Annotated in this window: 15 protein-coding genes; 4 read left to right on the top strand and 11 right to left on the bottom strand. The window is 71.6% G+C overall.

Annotation, left to right across the window (positions count from 1 at the left end):
- Positions 1-91: 91 nt before the first annotated feature.
- Genes atzF through OG357_RS35310 form a run of 4 tightly spaced genes read right to left on the bottom strand, consistent with a single transcriptional unit; the run spans position 92 to position 6,844 of the window.
- The gene (gene atzF, locus OG357_RS35325) at positions 92-1,747 is read right to left on the bottom strand and encodes an allophanate hydrolase (RefSeq protein ID WP_329624983.1); all 1,656 of its coding nucleotides are present in this window, start codon (positions 1,745-1,747) and stop codon (positions 92-94) included.
- Positions 1,744-5,331 carry an urea carboxylase gene (gene uca, locus OG357_RS35320; RefSeq protein ID WP_329624982.1) on the bottom strand — a complete coding sequence of 1,196 codons (3,588 nt, stop codon included), beginning with the start codon at positions 5,329-5,331 and terminating at the stop codon, positions 1,744-1,746. Before uca ends, atzF begins: the two co-directional genes overlap by 4 nt.
- On the bottom strand, positions 5,328-6,011 hold the full coding sequence (locus OG357_RS35315; protein WP_329624981.1) for an urea amidolyase associated protein UAAP2: 684 nt from the start codon (positions 6,009-6,011) through the stop codon (positions 5,328-5,330). The genes uca and OG357_RS35315 overlap by 4 nt, the downstream gene beginning before the upstream one ends.
- Positions 6,008-6,844 carry an urea amidolyase associated protein UAAP1 gene (locus OG357_RS35310; protein WP_329624980.1) on the bottom strand — a complete coding sequence of 279 codons (837 nt, stop codon included), beginning with the start codon at positions 6,842-6,844 and terminating at the stop codon, positions 6,008-6,010. Before OG357_RS35310 ends, OG357_RS35315 begins: the two co-directional genes overlap by 4 nt.
- 204 nt (positions 6,845-7,048) lie before the next feature.
- On the opposite strand from OG357_RS35310, the gene OG357_RS35305 reads away from it, so the two are divergent.
- Entirely contained in the window at positions 7,049-7,735 is a 687-nt protein-coding gene (locus OG357_RS35305) for a TetR/AcrR family transcriptional regulator (protein WP_329624979.1), read from the top strand.
- 31 nt (positions 7,736-7,766) lie between these two features.
- Here OG357_RS35305 and OG357_RS35300 read toward each other — a convergent pair whose 3' ends face one another.
- Positions 7,767-9,329 (bottom strand): amino acid permease, encoded by a 1,563-nt coding sequence (locus OG357_RS35300; RefSeq protein ID WP_329624978.1) that lies wholly within the window; start codon positions 9,327-9,329, stop codon positions 7,767-7,769.
- A 149-nt stretch (positions 9,330-9,478) separates the two neighbouring features.
- A complete protein-coding gene (locus tag OG357_RS35295; RefSeq protein ID WP_443066775.1) occupies positions 9,479-10,039 on the bottom strand; it encodes a DM13 domain-containing protein in 561 nt (186 codons plus the stop codon).
- Between the two features lie 296 nt (positions 10,040-10,335).
- Between OG357_RS35295 and OG357_RS35290 the strand changes: the two genes are divergently transcribed.
- The 3 genes from OG357_RS35290 to OG357_RS35280 all read left to right on the top strand — a co-directional run bounded on the left by OG357_RS35290 (position 10,336) and on the right by OG357_RS35280 (position 14,441).
- Positions 10,336-11,055: a tRNA-dependent cyclodipeptide synthase gene (locus tag OG357_RS35290; RefSeq protein ID WP_329624977.1), complete on the top strand. Its 720-nt coding sequence runs from the start codon at positions 10,336-10,338 to the stop codon at positions 11,053-11,055.
- Positions 11,045-12,283, top strand: a complete 1,239-nt coding sequence (locus OG357_RS35285; protein WP_329624976.1) for a cytochrome P450 — start codon at positions 11,045-11,047, stop codon at positions 12,281-12,283. The genes OG357_RS35290 and OG357_RS35285 overlap by 11 nt, the downstream gene beginning before the upstream one ends.
- Positions 12,284-12,515: 232 nt before the next feature.
- The gene (locus OG357_RS35280) at positions 12,516-14,441 is read left to right on the top strand and encodes an NAD-binding protein (RefSeq protein ID WP_329624975.1); all 1,926 of its coding nucleotides are present in this window, start codon (positions 12,516-12,518) and stop codon (positions 14,439-14,441) included.
- A gap of 66 nt (positions 14,442-14,507) precedes the next feature.
- Here OG357_RS35280 and OG357_RS35275 read toward each other — a convergent pair whose 3' ends face one another.
- The 5 genes from OG357_RS35275 to OG357_RS35255 all read right to left on the bottom strand — a co-directional run bounded on the left by OG357_RS35275 (position 14,508) and on the right by OG357_RS35255 (position 20,950).
- Positions 14,508-15,548: an ABC transporter permease gene (locus OG357_RS35275; protein ID WP_329624974.1), complete on the bottom strand. Its 1,041-nt coding sequence runs from the start codon at positions 15,546-15,548 to the stop codon at positions 14,508-14,510.
- Positions 15,545-17,137 (bottom strand): sugar ABC transporter ATP-binding protein, encoded by a 1,593-nt coding sequence (locus OG357_RS35270; RefSeq protein ID WP_329624973.1) that lies wholly within the window; start codon positions 17,135-17,137, stop codon positions 15,545-15,547. Before OG357_RS35270 ends, OG357_RS35275 begins: the two co-directional genes overlap by 4 nt.
- A 93-nt stretch (positions 17,138-17,230) precedes the next feature.
- Complete coding sequence (locus tag OG357_RS35265) at positions 17,231-18,277, bottom strand: substrate-binding domain-containing protein (protein WP_329624972.1); 1,047 nt, start codon at positions 18,275-18,277, stop codon at positions 17,231-17,233.
- 380 nt (positions 18,278-18,657) lie between these two features.
- A complete protein-coding gene (locus OG357_RS35260; RefSeq protein WP_329624971.1) occupies positions 18,658-19,998 on the bottom strand; it encodes an ABC transporter substrate-binding protein in 1,341 nt (446 codons plus the stop codon).
- Positions 19,999-20,086: 88 nt separating this feature from the next.
- Positions 20,087-20,950 carry a carbohydrate ABC transporter permease gene (locus OG357_RS35255; protein WP_329624970.1) on the bottom strand — a complete coding sequence of 288 codons (864 nt, stop codon included), beginning with the start codon at positions 20,948-20,950 and terminating at the stop codon, positions 20,087-20,089.
- Between the last annotated feature and the right edge of the window lie 123 nt (positions 20,951-21,073).

Raw genomic sequence — 21,073 nt, 5'->3', positions numbered from 1 at the left:
GCAGGCGAAGGCCCGCCGTCGCGGCGGGCCTTCCTCAGGCCGGGAACAGCAGGCGCGCGCAGTCCGGGCGCAGCACGACAGACAGACGCCCCTACGAAGTCGCGGCGAGGGCGGCGCGCCAGCCTCCGTACGAGGTGATCTCGCGGGCGCCGTCCAGCGCCTCCGGCTCGCAGAGGAAGCCGGGTACGGAGGTTCCGTCCGCGAGTTCGACGCTGCCCAGCGCCATCGGTCGGGGCAGCGCCGCGAGGAGCGCGCCGAGCCCCTCGGCCGGCAGCTGCCACACCTCGGTCTCGATCGCGGCACCGCCTTCGCGGGCCCGGACAAGGCCCGGCTTCGGCGGGACCGTGTCCAGCGCGTACAGCCGGTAGGCGGGCGCGGTCGTGGTCGTGCGCACCAGTCGCCCGCCCAGGGCGAGCAGTTGCCCGTTCAACGGCTGCCCGGACAGGTGCGCGCCGACCACCGCGAGACGCAGCGGTGGGGTGGTGAGCAGACCGGCGACGCGCGCGAGCCGCTCGTCCGTGAACGCCGGGCCGATCAGCATGACGCCGAACGGCAGGCCGTTCACCTCGCCGGCCGGGACGGCGACCGCCGCCAGGTCGAACAGGTTGGTCGAGTTGGTGAACCGGCCGAGCCGGGCGTTCGTGCCCACGGGGTCGGCCGCGACCTCCGCGAGGGTCGGGTGGCCCGGTGTCGTCGGCAGGAGCAGCGCGTCCGCGTCGCCGAGAGCGACCACGGCTCTCGTACGGAGGGCGGACAGCTTCTCCCGGTCCGCGTACAGCCGGTGGGCGGGGATGTCCCGGGCGCGGGAGATGATGCCAGCCACCGTCGGGTCGAGGTCCGCCGAGCCCGCACGCGCGTCGACGAAGGTGCCGACGGCGGTGTAGCGCTCGGCGACGAACGCCCCCTCGTACAGCATCGCGGCCGCCTCGGTGAACGGCGTCAGGTCGACGGGCAGGATCTCGGCGCCCGCGTCGGCGAGCCGGGTCGCGGCCGACCGGAACGCTTCCGGCCACCCCTTGTCGAGTTCGCCCAGCTGCCCGGGGTCGGGCACGGCGATCCGCCACGGCCCCGGGCGGCGCTGCTCAAGGGCGGGGAGCTCGCGCGCGGACGGCGCCGCCATGAAGGACAGGGCCCGCTCGGCCTCCGGGAGCGTGCGGGCGAAGACCGTCACGCAGTCGAGCGACGCGCAGGCCGGGACGACACCGTCCGTGGGGACCAGGCCGATCGTCGGCTTGAGACCGACGATGCCGTTCAGGGCCGCCGGGACCCGGCCCGAGCCCGCGGTGTCCGTGCCGAGCGCGAAGTCCGCGATGCCGAGAGCGACCGCGACGGCCGATCCGGACGAGGAGCCGCCGGAGACGTACGCGGGGTCGACGGCGTTGCGGACGGCGCCGTACGGGCTGCGCGTGCCGACCAGGCCGGTCGCGAACTGGTCGAGGTTCGTGGTGCCGAGGAGCACCGCGCCCGCCGCCTTCAGACGTGCCACCGCCGGGGCGTCGGCTGCCGGCCGGTAGGCGTACGCGGGGCAGCCGGCGGTCGTCGGAAGTCCTGCCACGTCGATGTTGCCCTTGACCGCGAACACCGTCCCGGCGAGCGGCAGCCGCTCGCCGGCCGCGATTCTCGCGTCGACCGCAGCGGCGTCGGCCTCCGCGTCCTCCCGGGCGCGCAGGTCGATCCACACCTCAGGCCGGTCCGCCCGCGCGATGCGGGCGTACGCGGCCCGTACCCGCTCCACTGCCGTGATCATGCTGTCGCCTCCGCGGTCTCGACGGGAGCGAGGACGACGAGCGCGGTTCCCGCCTCGACCTGGCTGCCCGGTTTGATCAGGATCTCCGCGACGATGCCGTCGGCGGGCGCCGCTACCGGCGCCTCCATCTTCATCGCCTCGAGCGCGACCAGCTGCTGACCCGCCGACACCCGGTCCCCCACCTGGACGTCGACCTGCCAGACGCAGGCGGTGAACTCGGCCTCGACCAGGCGGCCGCCCTCGGGCACCGTGATGTCGGCGGTCGGCGGCGTGACCTCGGCGGCGGCCTCGGCACGGGCGAACTCGCCGGCGGCCTCCCAGGCGTCGCGTTCGGCGCCGAACGCCGTGCTCTGCCGGACGCGGAACGCGGCGATCGACGCGGCGTTCTCGTCGAGGAAGGCGCGGTAGTCGGCGAGCGAGAAGGTGCCTCCCTCGGTCTTCGGCACGAACCTGCCGGAGGTGATGTCCGCGCGCAGTTCCAGGAGTTCGTCGGCCCCGACCGGGTACCACTTGATCCGGTCGAAGAAGCGCATCAGCCAGGGCTTGCCCGGTTCGAAGGCGCCGCGCTGCTGCCAGCCCGACCACACCTGCGTGGTGCGGCCGACGAACTGGTAGCCGCCGGGGCCCTCCATGCCGTAGATGCACAGGTACGCGCCTCCGATGCCGACCGAGTTCTCCGCGGTCCAGGTGCGGGCCGGGTTGTACTTGGTCGTGACCAGCCGGTGGCGGGGGTCGAGAGGGGTCGCGACGGGCGCTCCGAGGTAGACGTCGCCCAGGCCCAGGACGAGGTATTCGGCGTCGAAGACGGTGCGGTACACGTCGTCGGCCGTCTCCAGGCCGTTGACGCGGCGGATGAACTCGATGTTCGAGGGGCACCACGGGGCGTCGTCGCGCACGCCGGCCGTGTAGCGGGCGATGGCCTCGCGGGTCGCCGGGTCGTCCCAGGACAGCGGGAGGTGCACGGTCCGGCTGGGCACCACCAGCTCGTCGGTGGCGGGGAGTTCCTCCTCCACGCGCAGCACGGCGTCGAGGAGGGCCCGCTGGGACAGCACGTCGGGGTTGATCTGGATCTGGAGAGAGCGGATGCCCGGGGTCAGGTCGACGACGCCGGGCAGCCCGCGCGCGGCCAGTGCCTCCGCGAGCGCGTGGACGCGCATGCGCAGCGCCAGGTCGAGCTGCATGGGCCCGTACTCGATGAGGAGATTGTCGTCGCCGCTGCGCCGGTACGTGACCGCCGGGCGGCCGTCGTTCTCCGCCAGACGCGCGAGGACTCCGCCGTCGACAATGGCCTCACGGTCGGCCCGCGGTGCCGCGGCGGGGTGACGGCGCAGCTCGCCGGCCTCCTCCGCGGTGACCGGGACGAAGCGGACCGTATCGCCGGGCCGGAGCTGGCCGAGCTTCCAGCGCTGCCCGGTGACGACCGTCGCCGGGCAGACGAAGCCGCCGAGGGAGGGCCCGTCGGGGCCGAGGAGGACGGGCATGTCGCCGGTGTAGTCGACGGCGCCGACGGAGTACGGCGTGTCGTGGATGTTGGACGGGTGGAGGCCCGCCTCGCCGCCGTCCGCGCGTGCCCAGCGCGGCTTGGGGCCGACCAGGCGGACGCCGGTGCGCGCCGAGTTGAAGTGCACCTTCCAGTCGGCGGCGTAGAAGTCGCGGATGTCGTCCTCGGTGAAGAACTCGGGTGCGGCGTGCGGCCCTTCGACCGCGCCGATCCGCCACGTACCGCCGAGGACCGGGCGCTCGTCAAGGGGGACGACGGAGGTCTCCGTACGGGCCTCGCCGCCGTGCAGGACGTCGGCGGCGCGCAGCGCGCGGCCGCCGTGTCCCCCGAACCGGCCGAGGGTGAACGTGGCGGCGCTGCCCAGGAACTCCGGTACGTCCAGGCCGCCCGCGAACAGCACGTACGTGCGCAGGCCCCGCTCGTCGGGGGCCCCGACGGCGAGGGTCTGTCCGGCGTCGACGGTGACCGGCTCCCACTGCGGCACGGAGGTGCCGTCGATCGTCACGTGCGCGGGGGCGCCGGTGACGCAGACCGTCGTCGGGTGGGTGAACCTCAGGGAGGGGCCCTGGAGGGTGCACTCAAGGCCGGGGGCGCCCTCGTCGTTGCCGAGCGCGGTGTTGCCGAGCCGGAAGGACAGGTCGTCCATCGGGCCGCCCGGCGGGACGCCGACCTGCCAGTAGCCGGTGCGCCCCGGCCAGTCCTGCACGGTCGTGAGGGTGCCCGGCGCGACGACCTCGATGCGCGGCGTCGGGTCGCCGATCGTCGCGAGCGAGGCGGTCGAGTGCACGGCGGAGCGCACCGCGGTGTCCCGGAGCGCGGCCCGCACCAGGCCGAGGTTCGTCTCGATGCCGTCGACACGGGTCGCGGCGAGCGCCGCGTCCAGCCGGTCGAGTGCCTCGGCGCGGTCGGCGCCGTGCGCGACGACCTTGGCGAGCATCGGGTCGTACGCGGTGGTGACCTCCGTGCCGGTCTCCACCCAGGTGTCCACGCGGACGCCCGGGGGGAAGGCGACCCGGGTCAGCAGGCCGGCGCTGGGGCGGTGGTCGCGGGAGGGGTCTTCGGCGTAGATGCGGGCCTCGACGGCGTGTCCCGCGGGCGCGGGGGGTTCGGTGACGACCGCGGTGTCGCCCTGGGCGAGCCGCAGCATCCACTCGACCAGGTCGACGCCGTGGATCTCCTCGGTGACCGGGTGTTCGACCTGGAGCCGGGTGTTGACCTCCAGGAAGTACGCCTCCTCGCGGGCGGCGTCGTACACGAACTCGACCGTGCCGGCGGAGCGGTAGTCCACGGAGGCGCACAGGTCACGGGCGGCCTCGGCCAGTCCGCGGCGGACACGGTCCGGCAGGCCGGGCGCCGGAGCCTCCTCCAGGACCTTCTGGTTGCGGCGCTGGAGCGAGCAGTCGCGGTCGCCGAAGGTGACGACCTTGCCGTGCCCGTCGCCGAAGACCTGCACCTCGACGTGGCGGGCCCGCTCGACGAGCCGCTCCAGGAAGACGCCGGCGGAGGAGAAGGAGGCCGCGGCCACCCGCTGCACCCGTTCCCAGGCGTCGGCGAGGTCGTCCGCGCCGTGGCAGGCGCGCATGCCGATGCCGCCACCGCCGCCGGTCGCCTTGAGCATCACCGGATAGCCGATGTCCTCGGCCGCCGCGAGGGCCGCGGCCACATCGGGGAGAAGCCCGGTGCCGGGCGCGAGCGGCACCCCGGCCGCCTGGGCGGCGGCGCGTGCGGTGTGCTTCGCGCCGAACAGCTCCAGCTGTCCGGGGGTGGGGCCGACGAAGACGATGCCGGCGTCGGCGCAGCGGCGGGCGAAGTCGGCGTCCTCGGACAGGAACCCGTAGCCGGGGTGGACGGCGCCGGCGCCGGTGTCCTTGGCGGCCCTCAGGACCAGGTCGGCGTCGAGGTAGGACTCCTTGGCGGGCGCGGGCCCGAGCCGGACGGCCTCGTCGGCCAGCCGGACGTGCTCGGCGCCGCGGTCCGCGTCGGAGTACACGGCGACGGTACGCAGACCGAGCCGCCGGGCGGTGCGGATGACGCGTACCGCGATCTCGCCGCGGTTGGCGACCAGCAGGGTGTCGAATGTCATCGTGTGCCGACCTCGTCGCTCTCGTCGCTCTGGCCGCTCTGGCCGCTCTCGTGCGGCCCGGTGATCGTCATCCGTACGGCCGTCGGTTCGAATCCGTTGCAGGGGTTGTTGATCTGCGGGCAGTTGGAGAGCAGCGCGAGGACGTCGGTCTCGGCGCGCAGCACGACCCGCAGTCCCGGGGCCGAGAGGCCGTCGACGATGCCGAGGGTGCCGTCCTGCTCGACCGGCACGTTCATGAACCAGTTGATGTTGGAGACCAGGTCGCGCTTGCCGAGCCCGTGCCGGGCGCCTTCGGCGAGGAAGTTCTCCACGCAGGCGTGCTGCGACCAGGTGTGGTGGCCGTAGCGGAGGGTGTTGGACTCCTTGGAGCAGGCACCGCCGATGGTGTCGTGCCGTCCGCAGGTGTCCTCGACGACGGTCATCAGCGGGGTGTGCTCGTTGGACAGCAGCACCGAGCCGGTGGTCAGGAAGAGGTTGCCCTGGGCCTGGATCGTGTCGGGGGCGCTGTAGCGCACGGAGGTGTCGTGCGCGTCGTAGAGGAGGAAGTCCGCGGCCTGGTTGCCGTGGAGGTCGGTGACGGTCAGCGTGTGGCCCTTGCGGACGACCGCGGACCAGGCGGCGCGGGCGGGGACGATGTCGTCGGAGACGACGCGGCCCGGAGGGCTGATGGCGGTGGTCATGCGATCCCCCGGGCGGTGAGGTGGTCGGCGGTGTTCAGGAAGGCGCGGCGGCCTTCGGGGGTGGCGTTCCACAGCGGGTCGCCGGGGGCGGTCGGGCCGGCCCGGTACGCGAGGACGCCGAGGTTCCCGCAGCGGTAGTCGGGGCGCGGGTCCAGGGGGTGCGGGACGTTGGCGACGAGGACGGTGACGTCCTGTTCGGCGCGGAGCGTCACGGTCCTTCCGGGGCCGGCGGAGCCGGTGAACCGGGTGGTGCCGTCGTCGTCGACCCGTACGCCCTGGAAGAAGGAGACGGAGGGCGGGAGGTCGCGCGGGGCCAGGCCGTTCTTCAGGGCGGCGAGCTTGAACAGCTCGCGCCCGGCCGGTGAGGCGGACTGCGGGGTCCCGTCCCCGTACCGCTCGGTGTTGCGCGCGAGGGTGGAGGTGCCGGTGAGGGCGTCGTGGCGGCCGGAGGTGTCCTGGATGAGTGAGGCGAGGACCCGGCCCTGGTCGGACAGGAGGAGATGCCCTTCGCCGAGGTACGCGTTCCAGAGCACCTTGACGGTGTCGGCCGTGTTCAGCCGCTCCCAGGGGCGGTCGGCGCTGTGGAGCAGCAGGTGCGCGCAGGCGGCACCGGTGAGGTCGGTCAGCCGCAGCTCGGTACCCCGGGCAAGGACCTTGTGGGTGTAGTTGCCGCCCGCCACGGTCTCGGCCCACACGACGTCCTCGGCGGCCACGCCGTCGGGAGGCGCCGGGCAGCTGCTCGCGGGCAGGACGGGCATGGCGTCCACCCTTGTGCCCTCCTGGGCGCGGGCATGGTCGCGCGCGCCGTGCGTCGACGCTGTCTCTGAGGGCATCGACGCTGCCTCTGAGGGCGTCGACGCTGTCGCTGACGGTGTCGCCATCGCTCAACCTCCGGTCGGGACTGATTTCTGTCGCTTGACAGAAATTAGGGACCGGGCGCTTCGCGGCCATTGCCCGTGCGTTTCGCGTCGGTTACCGGAAACTCACCCGAGGGCTCGGCCCGGAGGGAGCCGCCGGCCCTGTGCGAGGATCACGGAGTGACCACGCCCACCAGCAGAAAAGTCGGCCGGCCGCGGGTCCAGGAGCGCCCCGCGAGCGGCCTGGAGCCGCGCGCCGAAGTCCTGGCCGGGGCGGCCGAGCTGTTCACGACCCGTGGTTACACGGCGACCTCCACCCGCACGATCGCCGAGCGCGCCGGGCTGCGGCAGGCTTCCCTCTACCACTACTTCGACGGCAAGGAAGCGATCCTCGCGGAGCTCCTCGAAGGGACCGTCCGCCCCTCGCTCGACGTGGCGCGCGGGCTGGTGTCCGGCGGGGAGGCGGCCCCGGAGGCACGCCTGTGGGCCCTGTGCCACTCCGACGCGGCGCTGCTGTGCAGCGGACCCTACAACCTAGGGGCGCTCTACCTGCTGCCCGAGGTACGGACGGACCGCTTCGACGCCTTCCACCGGGTCCGGTCCGAACTCAAGCAGTGTTACGGGGAGTTGCTGGCCGCCACGGAGCCGGGGGCGGCACTCGGCGCGGAGGACCTGGCGCTCCGCACGGACCTTCTCTTCGGCCTCACCGAGAGCGTGATCCTCATCCGGCGCGCCGACCCGGCGCGCGACGCGCGGGCCCTGGCGGAGGCGACGGCCGACGCGGCGCTTCGAGTGGCGGGCGTGCCGCAGCGCTCCCTGGCACGGCTGCGCCGCGAGGGGCAGCGGCTCCTCGCGGCGGATGCGTGACCCGGCATCGGGCGATCCATCGGGCGGTGCGTCACGCCCGGAGTCGCGAGTCCTCCTTCGACTCCTCCTGACCGGCTCCCCTGCGGCGCCGGTACCAGCGGTACGCCGCACCCGTCGCGACCGTGGCGCCGACCACCAGGACGGTGAACCACTGGAAGTACCAGTGGCCGCCCTCCGGGTCGTACACCTCGGCGCGCGGCCAGGCGAGGTTGACCGTCATGACGAGGCCGTAGCCGACAGCGAGCGCGTTGACGGGGAGTCCCCAGCGGCCGAGGGAGAACAGCGGCCTGCCGAGCTCGTCACGGTCGGTTTCGCCCGCCGGCGGCCACTCGCCGCGCAACCGCCGGACCAGCATCGGGCCGGTGACCATCGCGTACGCCAGGTACACCATCGCGATGCACGTCGTACCGATGGCCAGGAACGCCTGCGGCGAGGCGAGGTTGAGCAGGAGCAGCAGCGCCGCGCCGACGCCGACCACCACCGCGGCCGTGCCGGGCATCCCGGTCCGCCGCGGCACCCGGGCCAGCCGCGCCGAGCACGGGAGGACGCCGTCGCGGGCCATGGAGTAGAGCATGCGGGTCGCCGAGGTCTGGATCGCCAGGGTCGCCGCGCAGATGGCCAGGGCCACGTCGGCGAGCAGGACCCTGCCGAGGTCGTCGCCGAGGGTGCTGGTGAGCACGTACCCCAGGCCCTCGCCCGCGAGGCGTCCGTCGGTGAGGCTGGGCGCGGCGAGCAGCCCGCCGAGCAGCAGCAGCCCGCCGCAGACGCCGGAGGTGGTGAGCGCGCTGAGCGTCGTACGAGGGGCGACACGCCGGGGGTTGACGGTCTCCTCGCTCATCTCGCTCGCGCTCTCGAAACCGATGAGGACGTACGCGGCGGTGAAGGAGCCCACCAGGAGCGCCGTGATCAGGCCGCCCTGGCCACCGGTGTGCAGGGTGATGCCGGGATCGCGCTCGGCGTGGGTGGCGAGGAGGGTGACGATCAGGGCGACGCCGGCGATCTCGGCGGTGACGCCGACGGTGTTGACGGCCGACAGCGCGCGGTTGTCCAGGACGTTGAGCAGAGTCGTGAGCGCGAGCAGGGCGAGGCCGAGGACGGCGGCGTTGGCGGCGCCGCTGGTGGTCGTGGGTGACGGGTCCCCGCCGACGATCTGGAAGCCCGGCCAGACGGCGGGCAGGACGACCTGGAGAGCGAGCGCGGCGGCCGCCACGACCACGATCCGGCCGGTCACCATGATCCAGCCCGCGTACCAGCCGAAGGCCGGGCTGCCGAGTCGGCTCGCCCACTGGTAGATCGCCCCCGCGATGGGCAGCCGGGCGGCGAGTTCGGCGAAACAGGCGGCGACGAGGAGCTGGCCGGCGAGAACGGCGGGCCAGGTCCAGAAGAAGAGCGGCCCCCCGAAGGAGAAGCCGAGGGAGAAGAACTGGAAGACCGTGGTGAGTACGGAGATGAAGGAGAACCCGGCGGCGAAGGACGCGTACCGGCCCATCCGGCGCCGCAACTCCTGGGGGTAGCCGAACGCGGCGAGCGAGCCCTCGCCCGCGGCGTCGGGCGAGGGTGGCGCCGGCGGAGTGGGATCGGTGGTGACGGTCATGGCGGTCCCCTGTCGCGAAGGCGAGTGCCTGCGAATACCTGTCGGATGACAGAAATTAGGGACGGCCGGTTTCCGCCGCGTATCGCGACCGTGAATCCGCCGTTAGTGACTCCTCTCCGGGCGGCTCTCCCCGGGGTCGGCGGAACCCGTCAGGCGGCCAGTTCGGCGGCGCCGAAGGACACGTCGAAGCGGTCGCACCAGATGGTGACGCTGGTGAGGCCGGTCAGATCGACGTCCGCGGGAACGGCGTAGTTCTGGTCGCCCTTGTTGCCCTTCAGCTTGCCGAGAGCGACGTGCGTACCGTCGTCGAAGACCCGCCAGCCGGCCGTGCCCTCCTTTACGGGGGCGTCGGTCAACCAGACGCGCAGGTCGGGGCCGTTGCTGGTGTCGAGGTTCTCCAGACGCACCGTGTGCGAGCCGTCGGCCAGCCGGATGAGCTTCACCGTCCCGGAGGTCGTGTGCTCGTGGCTGATGAAGGTGCCCTGCGCCACGATGGTCGGGCCGGCCGGCGCGGCAGGCTCCACCGCCGTCGCGCTGGCGGTCGCACTCGCGGTCGCACTCGCGTTCGCCGGCGCGGAAGGCAGCGCCTCGTGCACGGTCTCGTCGACCCAGAGAGCCCAGGGCTTGAACCACATCAACCCGGCCACCACGACGGCCGCACCCAGCACCGCCGCCCCGGCCCACCACCGCTTCCGCACGACACGCCCCACGGCGCACCTCCTTCATTCGCTGCCACTGCTCCGGCCATCCAACGCGACGGGGCGGCGGCGCGGGAGACCGGGCCCGATGACGGATGTCTGACGGCCCGGCACGGTCATCCGGCCGCCGGGATCCCTAGCTCGTCGACGGTGACACGGGAAGTTGGTGATCACAGGCAACTCACGTCTCCTGAGACAGCGTTGACACGCTCCGTACTCGATAGCTAACTTCACGTCGTCGTCGCCACACCAGGAGCACGGGGCTCCATCGGGACTTGCGACGCGGAGGACACTCTCCGTTGACGACGTTGACCATCGCGACAACCACACCTCCTTCCGCCGAACTCTTCGACGTTCGGCCCTTCACCCCCCACTGCCAGGTGATCCAGGCAGCGGGGGACCACGCCCTCATCGGCATATCGCCCGGCAACAGCTACTTCTCGGCCCAGCGGGTCCTGGACCTCGGCCGCTGGGGAGCCGAGAACTTCGGCCGGGTCGACATCCTCTACACCGACCTGTACGTGGCCGAGATGTACGAGGCCTTCGGATACGACCCGATCGACGCCCAGCGCAAGGCCGTCAAGAACCTGCGCGGCGTCCGGGCCAAGGTGAACAACGCGGCGGCCGCCCTCGATCAGGGCGACGGCACGGTCCGGGCCCGCGCCCTGTCCGAGTTCGCCGACCACGACGCGTACCGCGAGATCCACGCCCGGATCCTGCGGCTCCTCGACTCCGACCACGAGTTCCGCCGGACCTGTGAGGAACTCGCGACGTACTTCCTGTCGACCAAGGCGGACGGCCCCAGCACGCGGCGGCAGCGCGAGGTCTGCCTCGACTACATCTGCGCCGAGGCCCCGCTGTTCCTGGACACCCCCGCGATCTTCGGGGTCCCGTCCTCGCTCAACTGCTACCACCAGCTCCTGCCGATGGCAGAGCTGCTGTACTCCCGAGGCGCCGGCCTGCGCGCTTCGCGCAACCAGGGCCACGCCGTCATCACGCCCGCCGAAGGAGCCCCCGATGTCCGTTGAGACCTTGACGTCCCCCGAGGGCCTGGCGTCCCCCGATGCCCTGAGGCCCGCCGAGGCCCCGATCGACTTCCCGTTCGACTGGCGCGGTGACCGGCTTCCCGCCGAGATCGAGGCGCTGCGCTCGGAGCCGGTCAAGAAGGTCCGTACGATCGCGGGCGACGAGGCCTGGCTCGTGTCCTCCTACGCCCTGTGCAAGCAGGTCCTGGAGGATCCCAGATTCAGCCTCAAGGAGACCTCGTCGCCGGGTGCGCCCCGGCAGTACGCCCTGACGATTCCACCCGAGGTCGTCAACAACATGGGCAACATCACCGGGGCCGGCCTGCGCAAGGCCGTACTGAAGGCGATCAACCCGAAGGCCGAGGGCCTGGTCGACTGGATGCGCGCGGACGCCGCCCGGCTGATCGACGAGATCGTCGCGAGCGGCGCGCCGTCCGACCTGCGCGCCGCCTTCACCGGGCCGTTCTCGGAGGCGCTGCACTGCCGGATCCTCGGCATCCCGTTCGAGGACGCGCCGAGGCTGGCGGCCAGTCTGGACATCGCGTTCATGAACTCGGCCTGCCCGGTGACCGGCGCCCGGCTCAACTGGGACCGCGACATGGCCTACATGGTGGACCGGCTGGACGACCCCGCCACCACGGGACTGATGGCCGAGCTCGCCGCGCTGCGCGAGGACCCGGAGTACGCGCATCTGACCGACGAGATGCTCGCGACGGTCGGGGTGACCTTCTTCGGCGCCGGTGTGATCTCCACGATGGGCTTCCTCACCATGGCGGTCTTCGCGCTCATGCAACACCCGGAGCTCCAAGCGGAGTTGCTGGCGGACCGGTCGAAGATCCCGGCAGCGGTCGACGAGTTGCTGCGCATCAACCTGTCCATTGCCGACGGGCTGCCGAGGCTGGCCACGGAGGACATGGAGCTGGGCGACGTCCTGGTGAGGAAGGGTGAGCTGGTCCTGGTCCTGGTCGAGGCCGCCAACTTCGACCCGGAGGTGTTCGAGAACCCGCACAAGGTCGACCTGACACGGCCGAACAACCACGCGCACCTGTCCTTCGGGCTGGGCGGCCACTACTGCCCGGCGACCGCGCTCGGCAAGAAGCACGCCGAGATCGCCCTGGAGGCGCTGCTCGACCGGATGCCGGAACTGCGACTCGCGGTGCCGGTCGACCAACTGGTGTGGCGGACACGCTTCATGAAGCGGCTCCCGGAGCGCCTGCCGGTGATGTGGTAGCCCGCCCCGCCTGAACGCAGGCGGGCGGATACCTGTCCGGGCGGTGCGGTGCGATGCGACACGGCTCCTGGTCCTCGGTTCCGGCGACGGCCCATCCGGCGTCGGCGGAACGGGACTTGCCGAGAAGCGGCACCGTACCGGCCGGACTCTCTTCCACCGCGAGGCAGTGCCGACGGACGTGTGACACGGGAGGATCGACCCGGCGGACACCACTCGACGTCACGGGGGAGACATGGTCGCACTGCCACGCCAGGGAAACGGCGAGCCACGCGCCAGGGGGCACATGGTGGTGTGCGGAGACGACGGGCTGGCGCGCCGGCTCGCCTCCGAACTACGGGAGGTCTACCGCCAGCGGGTGGTGCTCGTCATCCCCGCCGAGCAAGCCGAGCACGCCGAGCACGCCGGGCAAGCCGGGCAACACGTGGCCGCCGCCGGACCGTCGGTGACCGACACGATGAGCGGCGCCATGGTCCTCCCCATACGGGTGGAGACCGCGCGGGCCCCCACGCCGGAGGTGCTCCTCCACGCGGAGGCCGACAGCGCCGCCGCCCTCGCGCTGCTGTACGAGGACGACGAGACCAACCTGCGTGCCGCGCTCGCCGCCCGTCGTCTCAGCCCCGGTCTGCGTCTCGTGGTCCGCATGTACAACCGCAAGCTCGGCCAGCACCTGGAGGAGCTGCTCGACGAGGCCGCGCTCGTGGCCGTACCCGGCATGGACAGGGCCGCGTTGGACGCCTCCACGACCGTGCTCTCCGATGCCGACACCGCCGCGCCGGCGCTCGTGGCCACCGCCATCGCCGACACCAACAAGGTGGTCCAGGCCGACGGTCTGCTCCTGCGCGCCGCCGAGCGCCCGGTGCCGGGCCGGGGCGAAGTACCGGATCCGGGACTGTGCACGCTGGCTCTGCTGTCCTCGACGGCGGCAGACCCGGCGGGCGCCGAGGGCTCGGAAACGAGCGGGACGCCCGCTCCGGAGCTCCTCCCCGACGACCGGACCGTACAAAGCACTTCCGCGCGCGGCACGGTCGTCCTGGAGGCGGTCCGTCGCGACGGACCCGCCCTGCCCGCACGACGCCTGTCCCGACGGGGCGTGCCACTCGGGGAGCTGGTCTCGGCCCGGCTGCGATGGGCGCTCGCCGGCATCGTCGCGGCGGTGCTCGCCCTCAGTGTCACCACCACGGTCCTCACGGACGCGGACCCAGTACACGCCACGTACCTGACCCTGCTCGACCTGTTCTCCATCAACGACCCCGCACTCGAGGACTCCACCACCCGGCAGGTCCTGCAACTCCTGTCCGGCCTGGTCGGACTGGCCCTGCTGCCCCTCCTGGTGGCCGGTGCCCTGGAGGCCCTGGGCACCTTCCGCACCACCGGGGCACTGCGCCGCCCGCCCCGCGGGCTGTCCGGTCACATCGTGCTGCTGGGCCTGGGGAAGGTCGGGGCGCGCGTCCTGGCCCGGCTGCGCGAGCTCGACATCCCTGTCGTCTGCGTCGAGAAGGACCCCGACGCGCGCGGCATCGCGCTCGCGCGCGACCTGGGCGTGCCGGTGGTCGTCGGCGACGTCACCGAGGACGGTGTCCTGGACGCGGCCCGCGTCCATCGCGCCGCCGCCCTCCTCGCCCTCACCAGCTCCGACACCACGAACCTGGAGGCCACCCTCGCCGCCCGGGTCATCAAGGGCGACGTGCGGGTCGCGCTCCGGCTGTACGACGACGACTTCGCCACCGCGGTCTACCGCACGCTGCGCTCCGCCCACCCCGAAGCCGTCACCCGCAGCCGCAGCGTCTCCCACCTGGCCGCCCCGGCCTTCGCCGGAGCCATGATGGGGCGTCAGATCATCGGGGCGATCTCCGTCGAGCGGAAGGTGCTCCTTTTCGCCGCGCTCCCCGTCGCCGGACATCACCAGTTCGAAGGCCGTACGGTCACCGAGGCCTTCCGGGCCGGTGCGTGGCGGGTCCTGGCACTCGACACGGCGGGGCCCGAAGCCCGCTCCCCCGACCTCGCGAACATGGGCCAGGACGGCCACCCCTCGCTCCTGTGGGACCTCCACCCGGGACACGTCCTGCAACCCCAGGACCGTGTCGTCATCGCCGCCACGCGCCGAGGACTCGCGGAGCTCCTCGACCCCTCCGCGTCGTCCAGGCGGACCACCCGGTGAAGAAGGACGGCGACACCACCGAGCCGAAGGCCGGGAAGGCCGTCGGCGGGGAGGTCGGGAAGGCGGTCAGTGGGGCAGGCCGACCGCGCGTTCGCCGCTGCGGCGCTGCTGGATGACGACGGCGATGACCAGCAGCGCGCCCTGGGCGACGTTCTGCCAGAAGGTGTTGATGCCCTCGACCGTCAGACCGTTCTCCAGACATCCGAGCAGGGCCACCGCGAGCAGGGTGCCGCCGATGCCGCCCTTGCCGCCCTTGAGGGCCGCGCCGCCGAGCGCCGCGGCGGTGATGGCCTTCAGTTCGAGGCCCTCGCTCCCGGAGACCGGCTGACCGGAGCCCGTACGGGCGGTCAGCAGGATGCCCGCCACCGCGGCCACCACACCGATCAGGGTGTAGACGCAGATCAGGTACTTGTTGATGCTGATGCCGGCCAGCCGTGCGGCGGTGTCGTTGCCGCCGATCGCGTAGAGGTTGCGACCGATGTCGGTGTACTTGAGCAGCAGGTGCACCGTCGCGGCCACGACGATCAGGATCCAGACCATGGCCGGGATGCCGGCGATCTTGCCGCGCCCCAGAAAGACGAAGATGTCGTCGTTGAGGACGTAGCCCTGCGCGCGGCCGTCGGACAGCAGCTGGGCGAGGCCCTTGTACGCGGCGAGGCCGGCGAGCGTGGCGATGGTGGGATTGACCCGTCCGTAGACGATGACCAGGCCGTTCAGCGCACCGACGAGAACACCGACGCCGACGGCGGCGGCCATGCCGAGCAGGGCGCTCGATCCGGTCGTGGTGAACACCATGGCGCTGACGACCGACGCGACGCCGACCTGCGAGCCGACGGAGATGTCCAGTCCGCCGCAGATGATGACCACGGTCTGCACGATGGCGAGCAGTCCGGTGATGGTCGCCGCTTCGGCGATCACCTGCATGTTGGACAGGCTCAGGTAGTTGTCGTTGAGGAGGCCGAACAGGGCGAGGACGACGACGAGCGCGCCGATGAGGCTGATGTTCTGGCCGTCGACGCCGGCAAGGAACCTGGGCCGGCGCGAGGCGCGGCCGTCACGGCCCCGGGGGTCCTTCGCGGCCGGTACGGGGGTGCTGGTGAGGGTCATGACGATGCTCCGGTGCCGGCGCCGACGATGTCGTCGGCCATGGCGAGTTCGAGGATGGCTGCTTCGGTGGCTTCGCCGCGGTCGAGTTCGCCGGTGATCCGGCCGCCCTGCATGACGACGACCCGGTCGGCGAGACCGAGGAGTTCGGGGAGTTCGGAGGAGATGACCAGCACCGCGACGCCCTCGGCGGCCAGGTCGGCGATGATCTGGTAGATCTCCGCCTTCGCGCCGACGTCGATGCCACGCGTCGGCTCGTCGAGGATCAGCACCTTCGGTTTACGTGCCAGCCACCGGGCCAGCACGACCTTCTGCTGATTGCCGCCCGACAGCTTGCGCACCTCGTGGTCGATCGACGGGGTGCGCACCCTGAGCCGGTCGGAGAACTCCTGGGCGAGCCGGCGTTCGGCCGTCCGCCGGACGAACCGGAAGCGCCGCAGCCGGTCCAGTACGACGAGGGTGGCGTTGTCCTTGACGGACTGCTGAAGGAACAGCGCCTGCGCCTTGCGCTCCTCGGGCGCGAGACCGAGTCCGGCGCGGATGACGTCCCCCGGTCGGCCGCTGCGCAACGGCACTCCGTCCAGCGTGGCGGTGCCGGCGCGGACGGGCAGGTCGCCCGCGAGCGCCAGGGCCAGTTCGGAGCGTCCGGCTCCGATCAGGCCCGCCAGGCCCACGACTTCACCGGCGTGCACACGCAGCGAGATGCCCGTCACGTCGTCGGTCGTCAGGTTCCGGACGTCGAGGACCAGCCGGTCCGTGGCGACCCGCTGCCGTACGAACAGGGCGGAGAGATCACGGCCCACCATCAGGCGGACGAGCTCGCTCTCGTCCGTGGTCCGGGCGTCCTGGACGCCGACGAGGCTGCCGTCGCGCAGGACCGCGATGCGGTCGGCGAGCTGGAAGATCTCCTGCATGCGGTGCGAGACGTACACGATCGCGATGCCCTCGTCGCGCAGCCGCCGGATGAGCGCGAACAGTGCGTCGACCTCGTGCTCGGACAGCGAGGACGTGGGCTCGTCGAACGCGATGATCCGGGCGGTGGTGGCACCGGTCAGCGCACGCATGATCTCCACCAACTGCCGCTGAGCGGGGGTGAGCTGAGAGCCGATCAGGTCGGGGTCGAGTACGTGCGCGAAGCCCAGCCGGTCGAGGTCCGCCCTGATCCGCCGGTCGAGTTCCGCCCGGTCCAGGACGCGCCCCCGCTTGCGGGGCAGGGCCCCGGCGTAGACGTTCTCCGCGACGGAGACGTGCGGGACGATCTCGGGTTCCTGAGGGATGATCCTGATGCCGGCGGCTCGGGCACGGGCCGGTGAGTCGAGCGCGACGGGCTCTCCGTTCACGAGCACGTGCCCCTCGGTGGGCTGGTGGTCGCCGGTGAGGATCTTCAGCAGCGTGGACTTCCCCGCGCCGTTCTCTCCCATCAGGGCGGTGACCTGTCCGGCGGGGAAGTCGAGTGTGACGCCGCTGATCGCCCGCACCTCGCCGAAGCGCTTGACGATGCCGGACACCCCGACGGACGAGGAGGGGGATCCCGCGGGTGGCGGGCCGTCGTGGGATCCCGCGGCGGAGGCCGGGTGATGCGATGGGCTCATGTCTCGGTTCACCTCGAAGGCAGAAGGTAGAAGGCAGGTAGGGGGGTCACCCGGCCGGCGGGCGCTTCCGTGGTGGCCGCCGGCCGGGACCGCTCACCCGCAGGTGAGTCCGGCGCTCTTCCACGAGCCCTTGTCGACCATGGTGGTCGGGGCGAAGGCTTCGACAGGGAAGTCCTTGCCGTTCTTGAGCTTGTCGTACATGGTCTGGACGGCCAGCGCACCGACGTCCTTGCCGTTGATGAACAGCGCGGCCTTCATGCCGGACGGCTTGTCCGACTGCCACTCCTTGCAGGCCAGATAGGCGCCGAGCCCCACGCCGACGACGTGGTCGGGGCTCACTCCGGCGTTGGCGAGCGCGGTGACACCGCCCATCACGTTCTCGTCGTTGCAGCCCCAGACCACCCAGTTCTTCACGCCCGCGTTGGCGGTGACCGTCGCGGCGATCTTGTCCTGGGCTCCGGTGGGCGTGTTGTCGGTCGGCACGTCGATGGTCTTCACGCCGGGTACGGCCGCGTCGAACGCCTTCTTCGCGGCCGCGACCCGGTCACCGCAGACCGTCACGTCCTGCTTCCAGGCCGAGACGACCCGGGTGTCGGCGGCCTTCCAGCCGGCCTTCGCGAACTCGGCGGCGGCGCGCTTGCCGACCTCCTCGCCCATCTGGGCACCGCTGAATCCGATCCGGGGAACCAGGTCGCTTTTGCCGCAGGCGGCGGGGTCGGGGCCGGTGGTGCAGATCTGGTCGTCGGAGGTCAGGAGCGCGACCTTGCCGTCCCTCGCGGTCTGGACGACCTGCGGGCCGACGGCCGGGTCCGGTACGACGATGATGACGCCGTTCGTCTTCTGGGCGATCGCCGACTGCACTTCGCTGACGGTCTTGTTGGCGTCGTTGCCCAGGTTGACGACCTTGAGGTCGATGCCGAGCTCCGCGGCCTTCGCCTTCGCCCCGGCGGCCTCGCCGATGAAGTACTCCTGGTCGCCCTGCTTCTGGAGGTACGTGATCGAGATCTTGCCGTCGACCTTGGCGACCTGGTCTCCGGTGGTGCTGCTCGCCGTCTGACCGGACGAGCAGGCCGTGCTCAGTCCGAGCGTGACGAGAAGTCCGGCGGCGGCGGCCGTGCGACGGGGGGCGGATCGGAACATCGGGGGCTCCTTGATGCAGGCAGCGACCGGCGCGCGCGGGGGAACGTGCGGGGCCGGTCGGGGAGGGAGGAGAGGAACGGGCCGGGAGGCGCGGGGCGCCTCACTAGGGCATCACAATCCCTCGAACTCAAACAAATTCAAACGCTCGACTCCATGACACAACGCAACGCCCGCGCCGTCAAGGGCCTCAACAAGGCCGAGATGCGTCCGTAATCTCCGGCCTCGACCCATCAATGGTCATACTGAATAGAGGAGTTGACACGACGCGCGTAATGACGTGCCCATGACATCAATTCCTGAAAATCAAACAGAAAACACCATTCAACGCACCCGGTCGGCTCCGGCCGCCCCTCCCGGGGAGACCGGAGCCATGAACACGCCTACTTGTTGACGGCGAAGCCCTGATCCTTCCCGTACGTGACGCTCGCGTCCTGCCAGGCCTTCAGGCCGTCGGTGAGCTTGGTCGGGGAGACGTACGCCTTGCCGACGGTGTCATTGAAGATCGAGTTCGCGTACACCTGGTAAGGCAGGTAGTTCCAGTCGGCGCCGACGTTACGGGCGGACTCTGCGAAGATCCGGTTGGCCTTCTGGCCGCCGAAGTACGGGAACGCGGCGTCGAGGAACTCCTTCGACTCCAGGTCGGCGCGGGTGGCCGGGAAGGCGCCCTCGGCGACTCGGGCGCTCGCGCCGGCTCCCGTGGTCGCGAACTCCGTGAAGGCGTAGGCGAGTTCCTTGTTCTTGGCGGCCTTCGGCACGGCGAGTGAGCTGCCGCCGTTCTCTGCACTCGCCTTGGCGCCCTCCGTCCACTGCGGGAGCGGGGCGACCCTCCAGTCGCCGGAGGCGGAGGCGACGCCGGACGTGAGGTTGGCCGGCATCCAGGCGCCGATGGAGAGGGTGGCGATGGAGCCGTCGGCCAGGCCCTTGTACCAGGCGTCGCTCCAGGAGCTGATCGGCGCGACGAGCTTCTCGTCGAGGAGCTTCTGCCAGGTGGCGGTGTACGTCGTGGTGCCCTCGTCGCCGAAGTTCACGGTGACGTCGGTGCCGTCCGTCTTGTACGGGCGGCCACCGGCCTGCCAGATGAGACTGGTGGTGGCACCGGCGTCGCCCGTGTCGTTGGTGATGAAGATCTTCGGGTCGGCCTTGTGCAGCGCGCGGGCCGCCTCCACGTACGCGTCCCAGGTGGTCGGCACCTTGATGCCGTGCTTGTCGAAGACCTTCTTGTTGTAGAAGAACGCCATCGGACCGGAGTCCATGGGCAGCGCGTGGATGGCCTGGTCGTCGGAGACCGCGTTCCACGGGCCGGGCGTGAAGCCCGTGGCGTACCGCTTGGCGCCGTAGGGGGAAAGGTCCTCGACGGACTTGCCGATCGTGAACTGGCCGAGGGCGTAGTACTCGATCTGCGCCACATCGGGGGCGCCGGATCCGGCGGCTATCGCGTTCTGCAGGGCGGTGTACTGCTTGTCGCCGGTACCGGCGTTGACCAGCTCGACGTCGACCTTGGGGTACTTCTTCTCGAAGTCCTCGGCGACCTTCTTGAGCGTGGGTTCCCAGGCCCACACCGTCACCTTGCCGCCCTTCTCCAGAGCTGCCGTGACATCCTTCGGGCCGCCTGCGGCACCGCCGCCGTCCGAGGCGTCGGAGCCGCAGGCCGTGGCGGTGAGGGCGAGGGCGGAGACGGCGGCGAGCGCGGCGAGGAGTCTGCGGGTGGTGCGAGTGCTCATGGGGTGTGCTCCTGGTCGGTGGTGCGGGCGGGCGTGAGGGAGGGTGTGCGGGAGGGCGGTGCCGGGAGTGAGGGAGGGGGTGGAGCCGTCATTCCTTGACGCTGCCGGCGGCCAGGCCGGACTGCCAGAACCGCTGGAGCAGCAGGAAGATCGCGACGATCGGGACGATCGTCAGCAGGGAGCCGGTGATGATGAGGTCGAAGACGGCCTCGCCTCCGGCCGTCTGGGCCTGGGCGTTCCAGGCGTTGAGGCCGAGCGTCAGCGGGTACCAGTCGGGGTCCTTGATCATGATCAGCGGCAGGAAGTAGTTGTTCCAGGTCGCGACCATCGAGAACAGCAGCACCGTGACGGTGCCCGGCATCAGCAGCGGCAGCGCGATCGTGAAGAAGGTGCGCAGCTCGCCCGAGCCGTCGATGCGCGCGGCCTCCAGGAGCTCGGTGGGGACCGCCTCGGCGGCGAAGACCCACATCAGGTAGAGCCCGAAGGGCGAGATCAGGGACGGGATGATCACCGCCCATGGGGTGTTGGTCAGGCCCATGTTGCTGAACATCAGGAAGGTGGGGACGGCGAGCGCGGTGCCGGGCACGGCCACGGCCCCGAGGACCACCGCGAAGACCGCCCGGCGGCCCGGGAACCGGTACTTGGCGAGGGCGTACCCGCCGAGGACGGCGAGGACCGTGGCACCGCCCGCGCCGGCGGCGACGTACAGCAGGGTGTTGAGCAGCCAGCGGACGAAGACGCCGTCGTCGTACGTGAGGGTGCGGGTGATGTTGTCCCAGAGGTGCGTGTCGTCGGCGAACCAGAGACCGAAGGAGTCGAGCAGTCCGTTCTGGTCCTTGGTGGCGTTGACGAGGAGCCACGCGAGAGGGAGCAGGGTGTAGACGAGGACCAGACCGGTGACGACGGTCAGCGGGATGCTGGGCCGGGGGTTGAGCGGGGTCCGCGGCGGCATCCGCCGCTTCCGGCGCCCGGCCGCCGGTGCGGCTGACGCGGAGCCGTCGGCGGAGCCCGTAGTGGATCCCGTAGACCCCGTGGATCCCGTACTGGACCCTGTGTCGGAGGCCGTGTTGGACGC

The sequence above is a fragment of the Streptomyces sp. NBC_01255 genome (assembly GCF_036226445.1).
In the GTDB taxonomy this organism is placed as follows: Bacteria; Actinomycetota; Actinomycetes; order Streptomycetales; family Streptomycetaceae; genus Streptomyces.
This window is presented reverse-complemented; position numbering and strand designations above follow the sequence as displayed.

Coding starts and splice junctions, on each gene's coding strand:
- atzF (WP_329624983.1), bottom strand. CDS start 1,747: ATGATCACGGCAGTGGAGCGGGTACGGGCCGCGTACGCCCGCATCGCG.
- uca (WP_329624982.1), bottom strand. CDS start 5,331: ATGACATTCGACACCCTGCTGGTCGCCAACCGCGGCGAGATCGCGGTA.
- OG357_RS35315 (WP_329624981.1), bottom strand. CDS start 6,011: ATGACCACCGCCATCAGCCCTCCGGGCCGCGTCGTCTCCGACGACATC.
- OG357_RS35310 (WP_329624980.1), bottom strand. CDS start 6,844: ATGCCCTCAGAGACAGCGTCGACGCACGGCGCGCGCGACCATGCCCGC.
- OG357_RS35300 (WP_329624978.1), bottom strand. CDS start 9,329: ATGACCGTCACCACCGATCCCACTCCGCCGGCGCCACCCTCGCCCGAC.
- OG357_RS35285 (WP_329624976.1), top strand. CDS start 11,045: ATGTCCGTTGAGACCTTGACGTCCCCCGAGGGCCTGGCGTCCCCCGAT.
- OG357_RS35280 (WP_329624975.1), top strand. CDS start 12,516: ATGGTCGCACTGCCACGCCAGGGAAACGGCGAGCCACGCGCCAGGGGG.
- OG357_RS35275 (WP_329624974.1), bottom strand. CDS start 15,548: ATGACCCTCACCAGCACCCCCGTACCGGCCGCGAAGGACCCCCGGGGC.
- OG357_RS35270 (WP_329624973.1), bottom strand. CDS start 17,137: ATGAGCCCATCGCATCACCCGGCCTCCGCCGCGGGATCCCACGACGGC.
- OG357_RS35265 (WP_329624972.1), bottom strand. CDS start 18,277: ATGTTCCGATCCGCCCCCCGTCGCACGGCCGCCGCCGCCGGACTTCTC.
- OG357_RS35260 (WP_329624971.1), bottom strand. CDS start 19,998: ATGAGCACTCGCACCACCCGCAGACTCCTCGCCGCGCTCGCCGCCGTC.
- OG357_RS35255 (WP_329624970.1), bottom strand. CDS start 20,950: ATGCCGCCGCGGACCCCGCTCAACCCCCGGCCCAGCATCCCGCTGACC.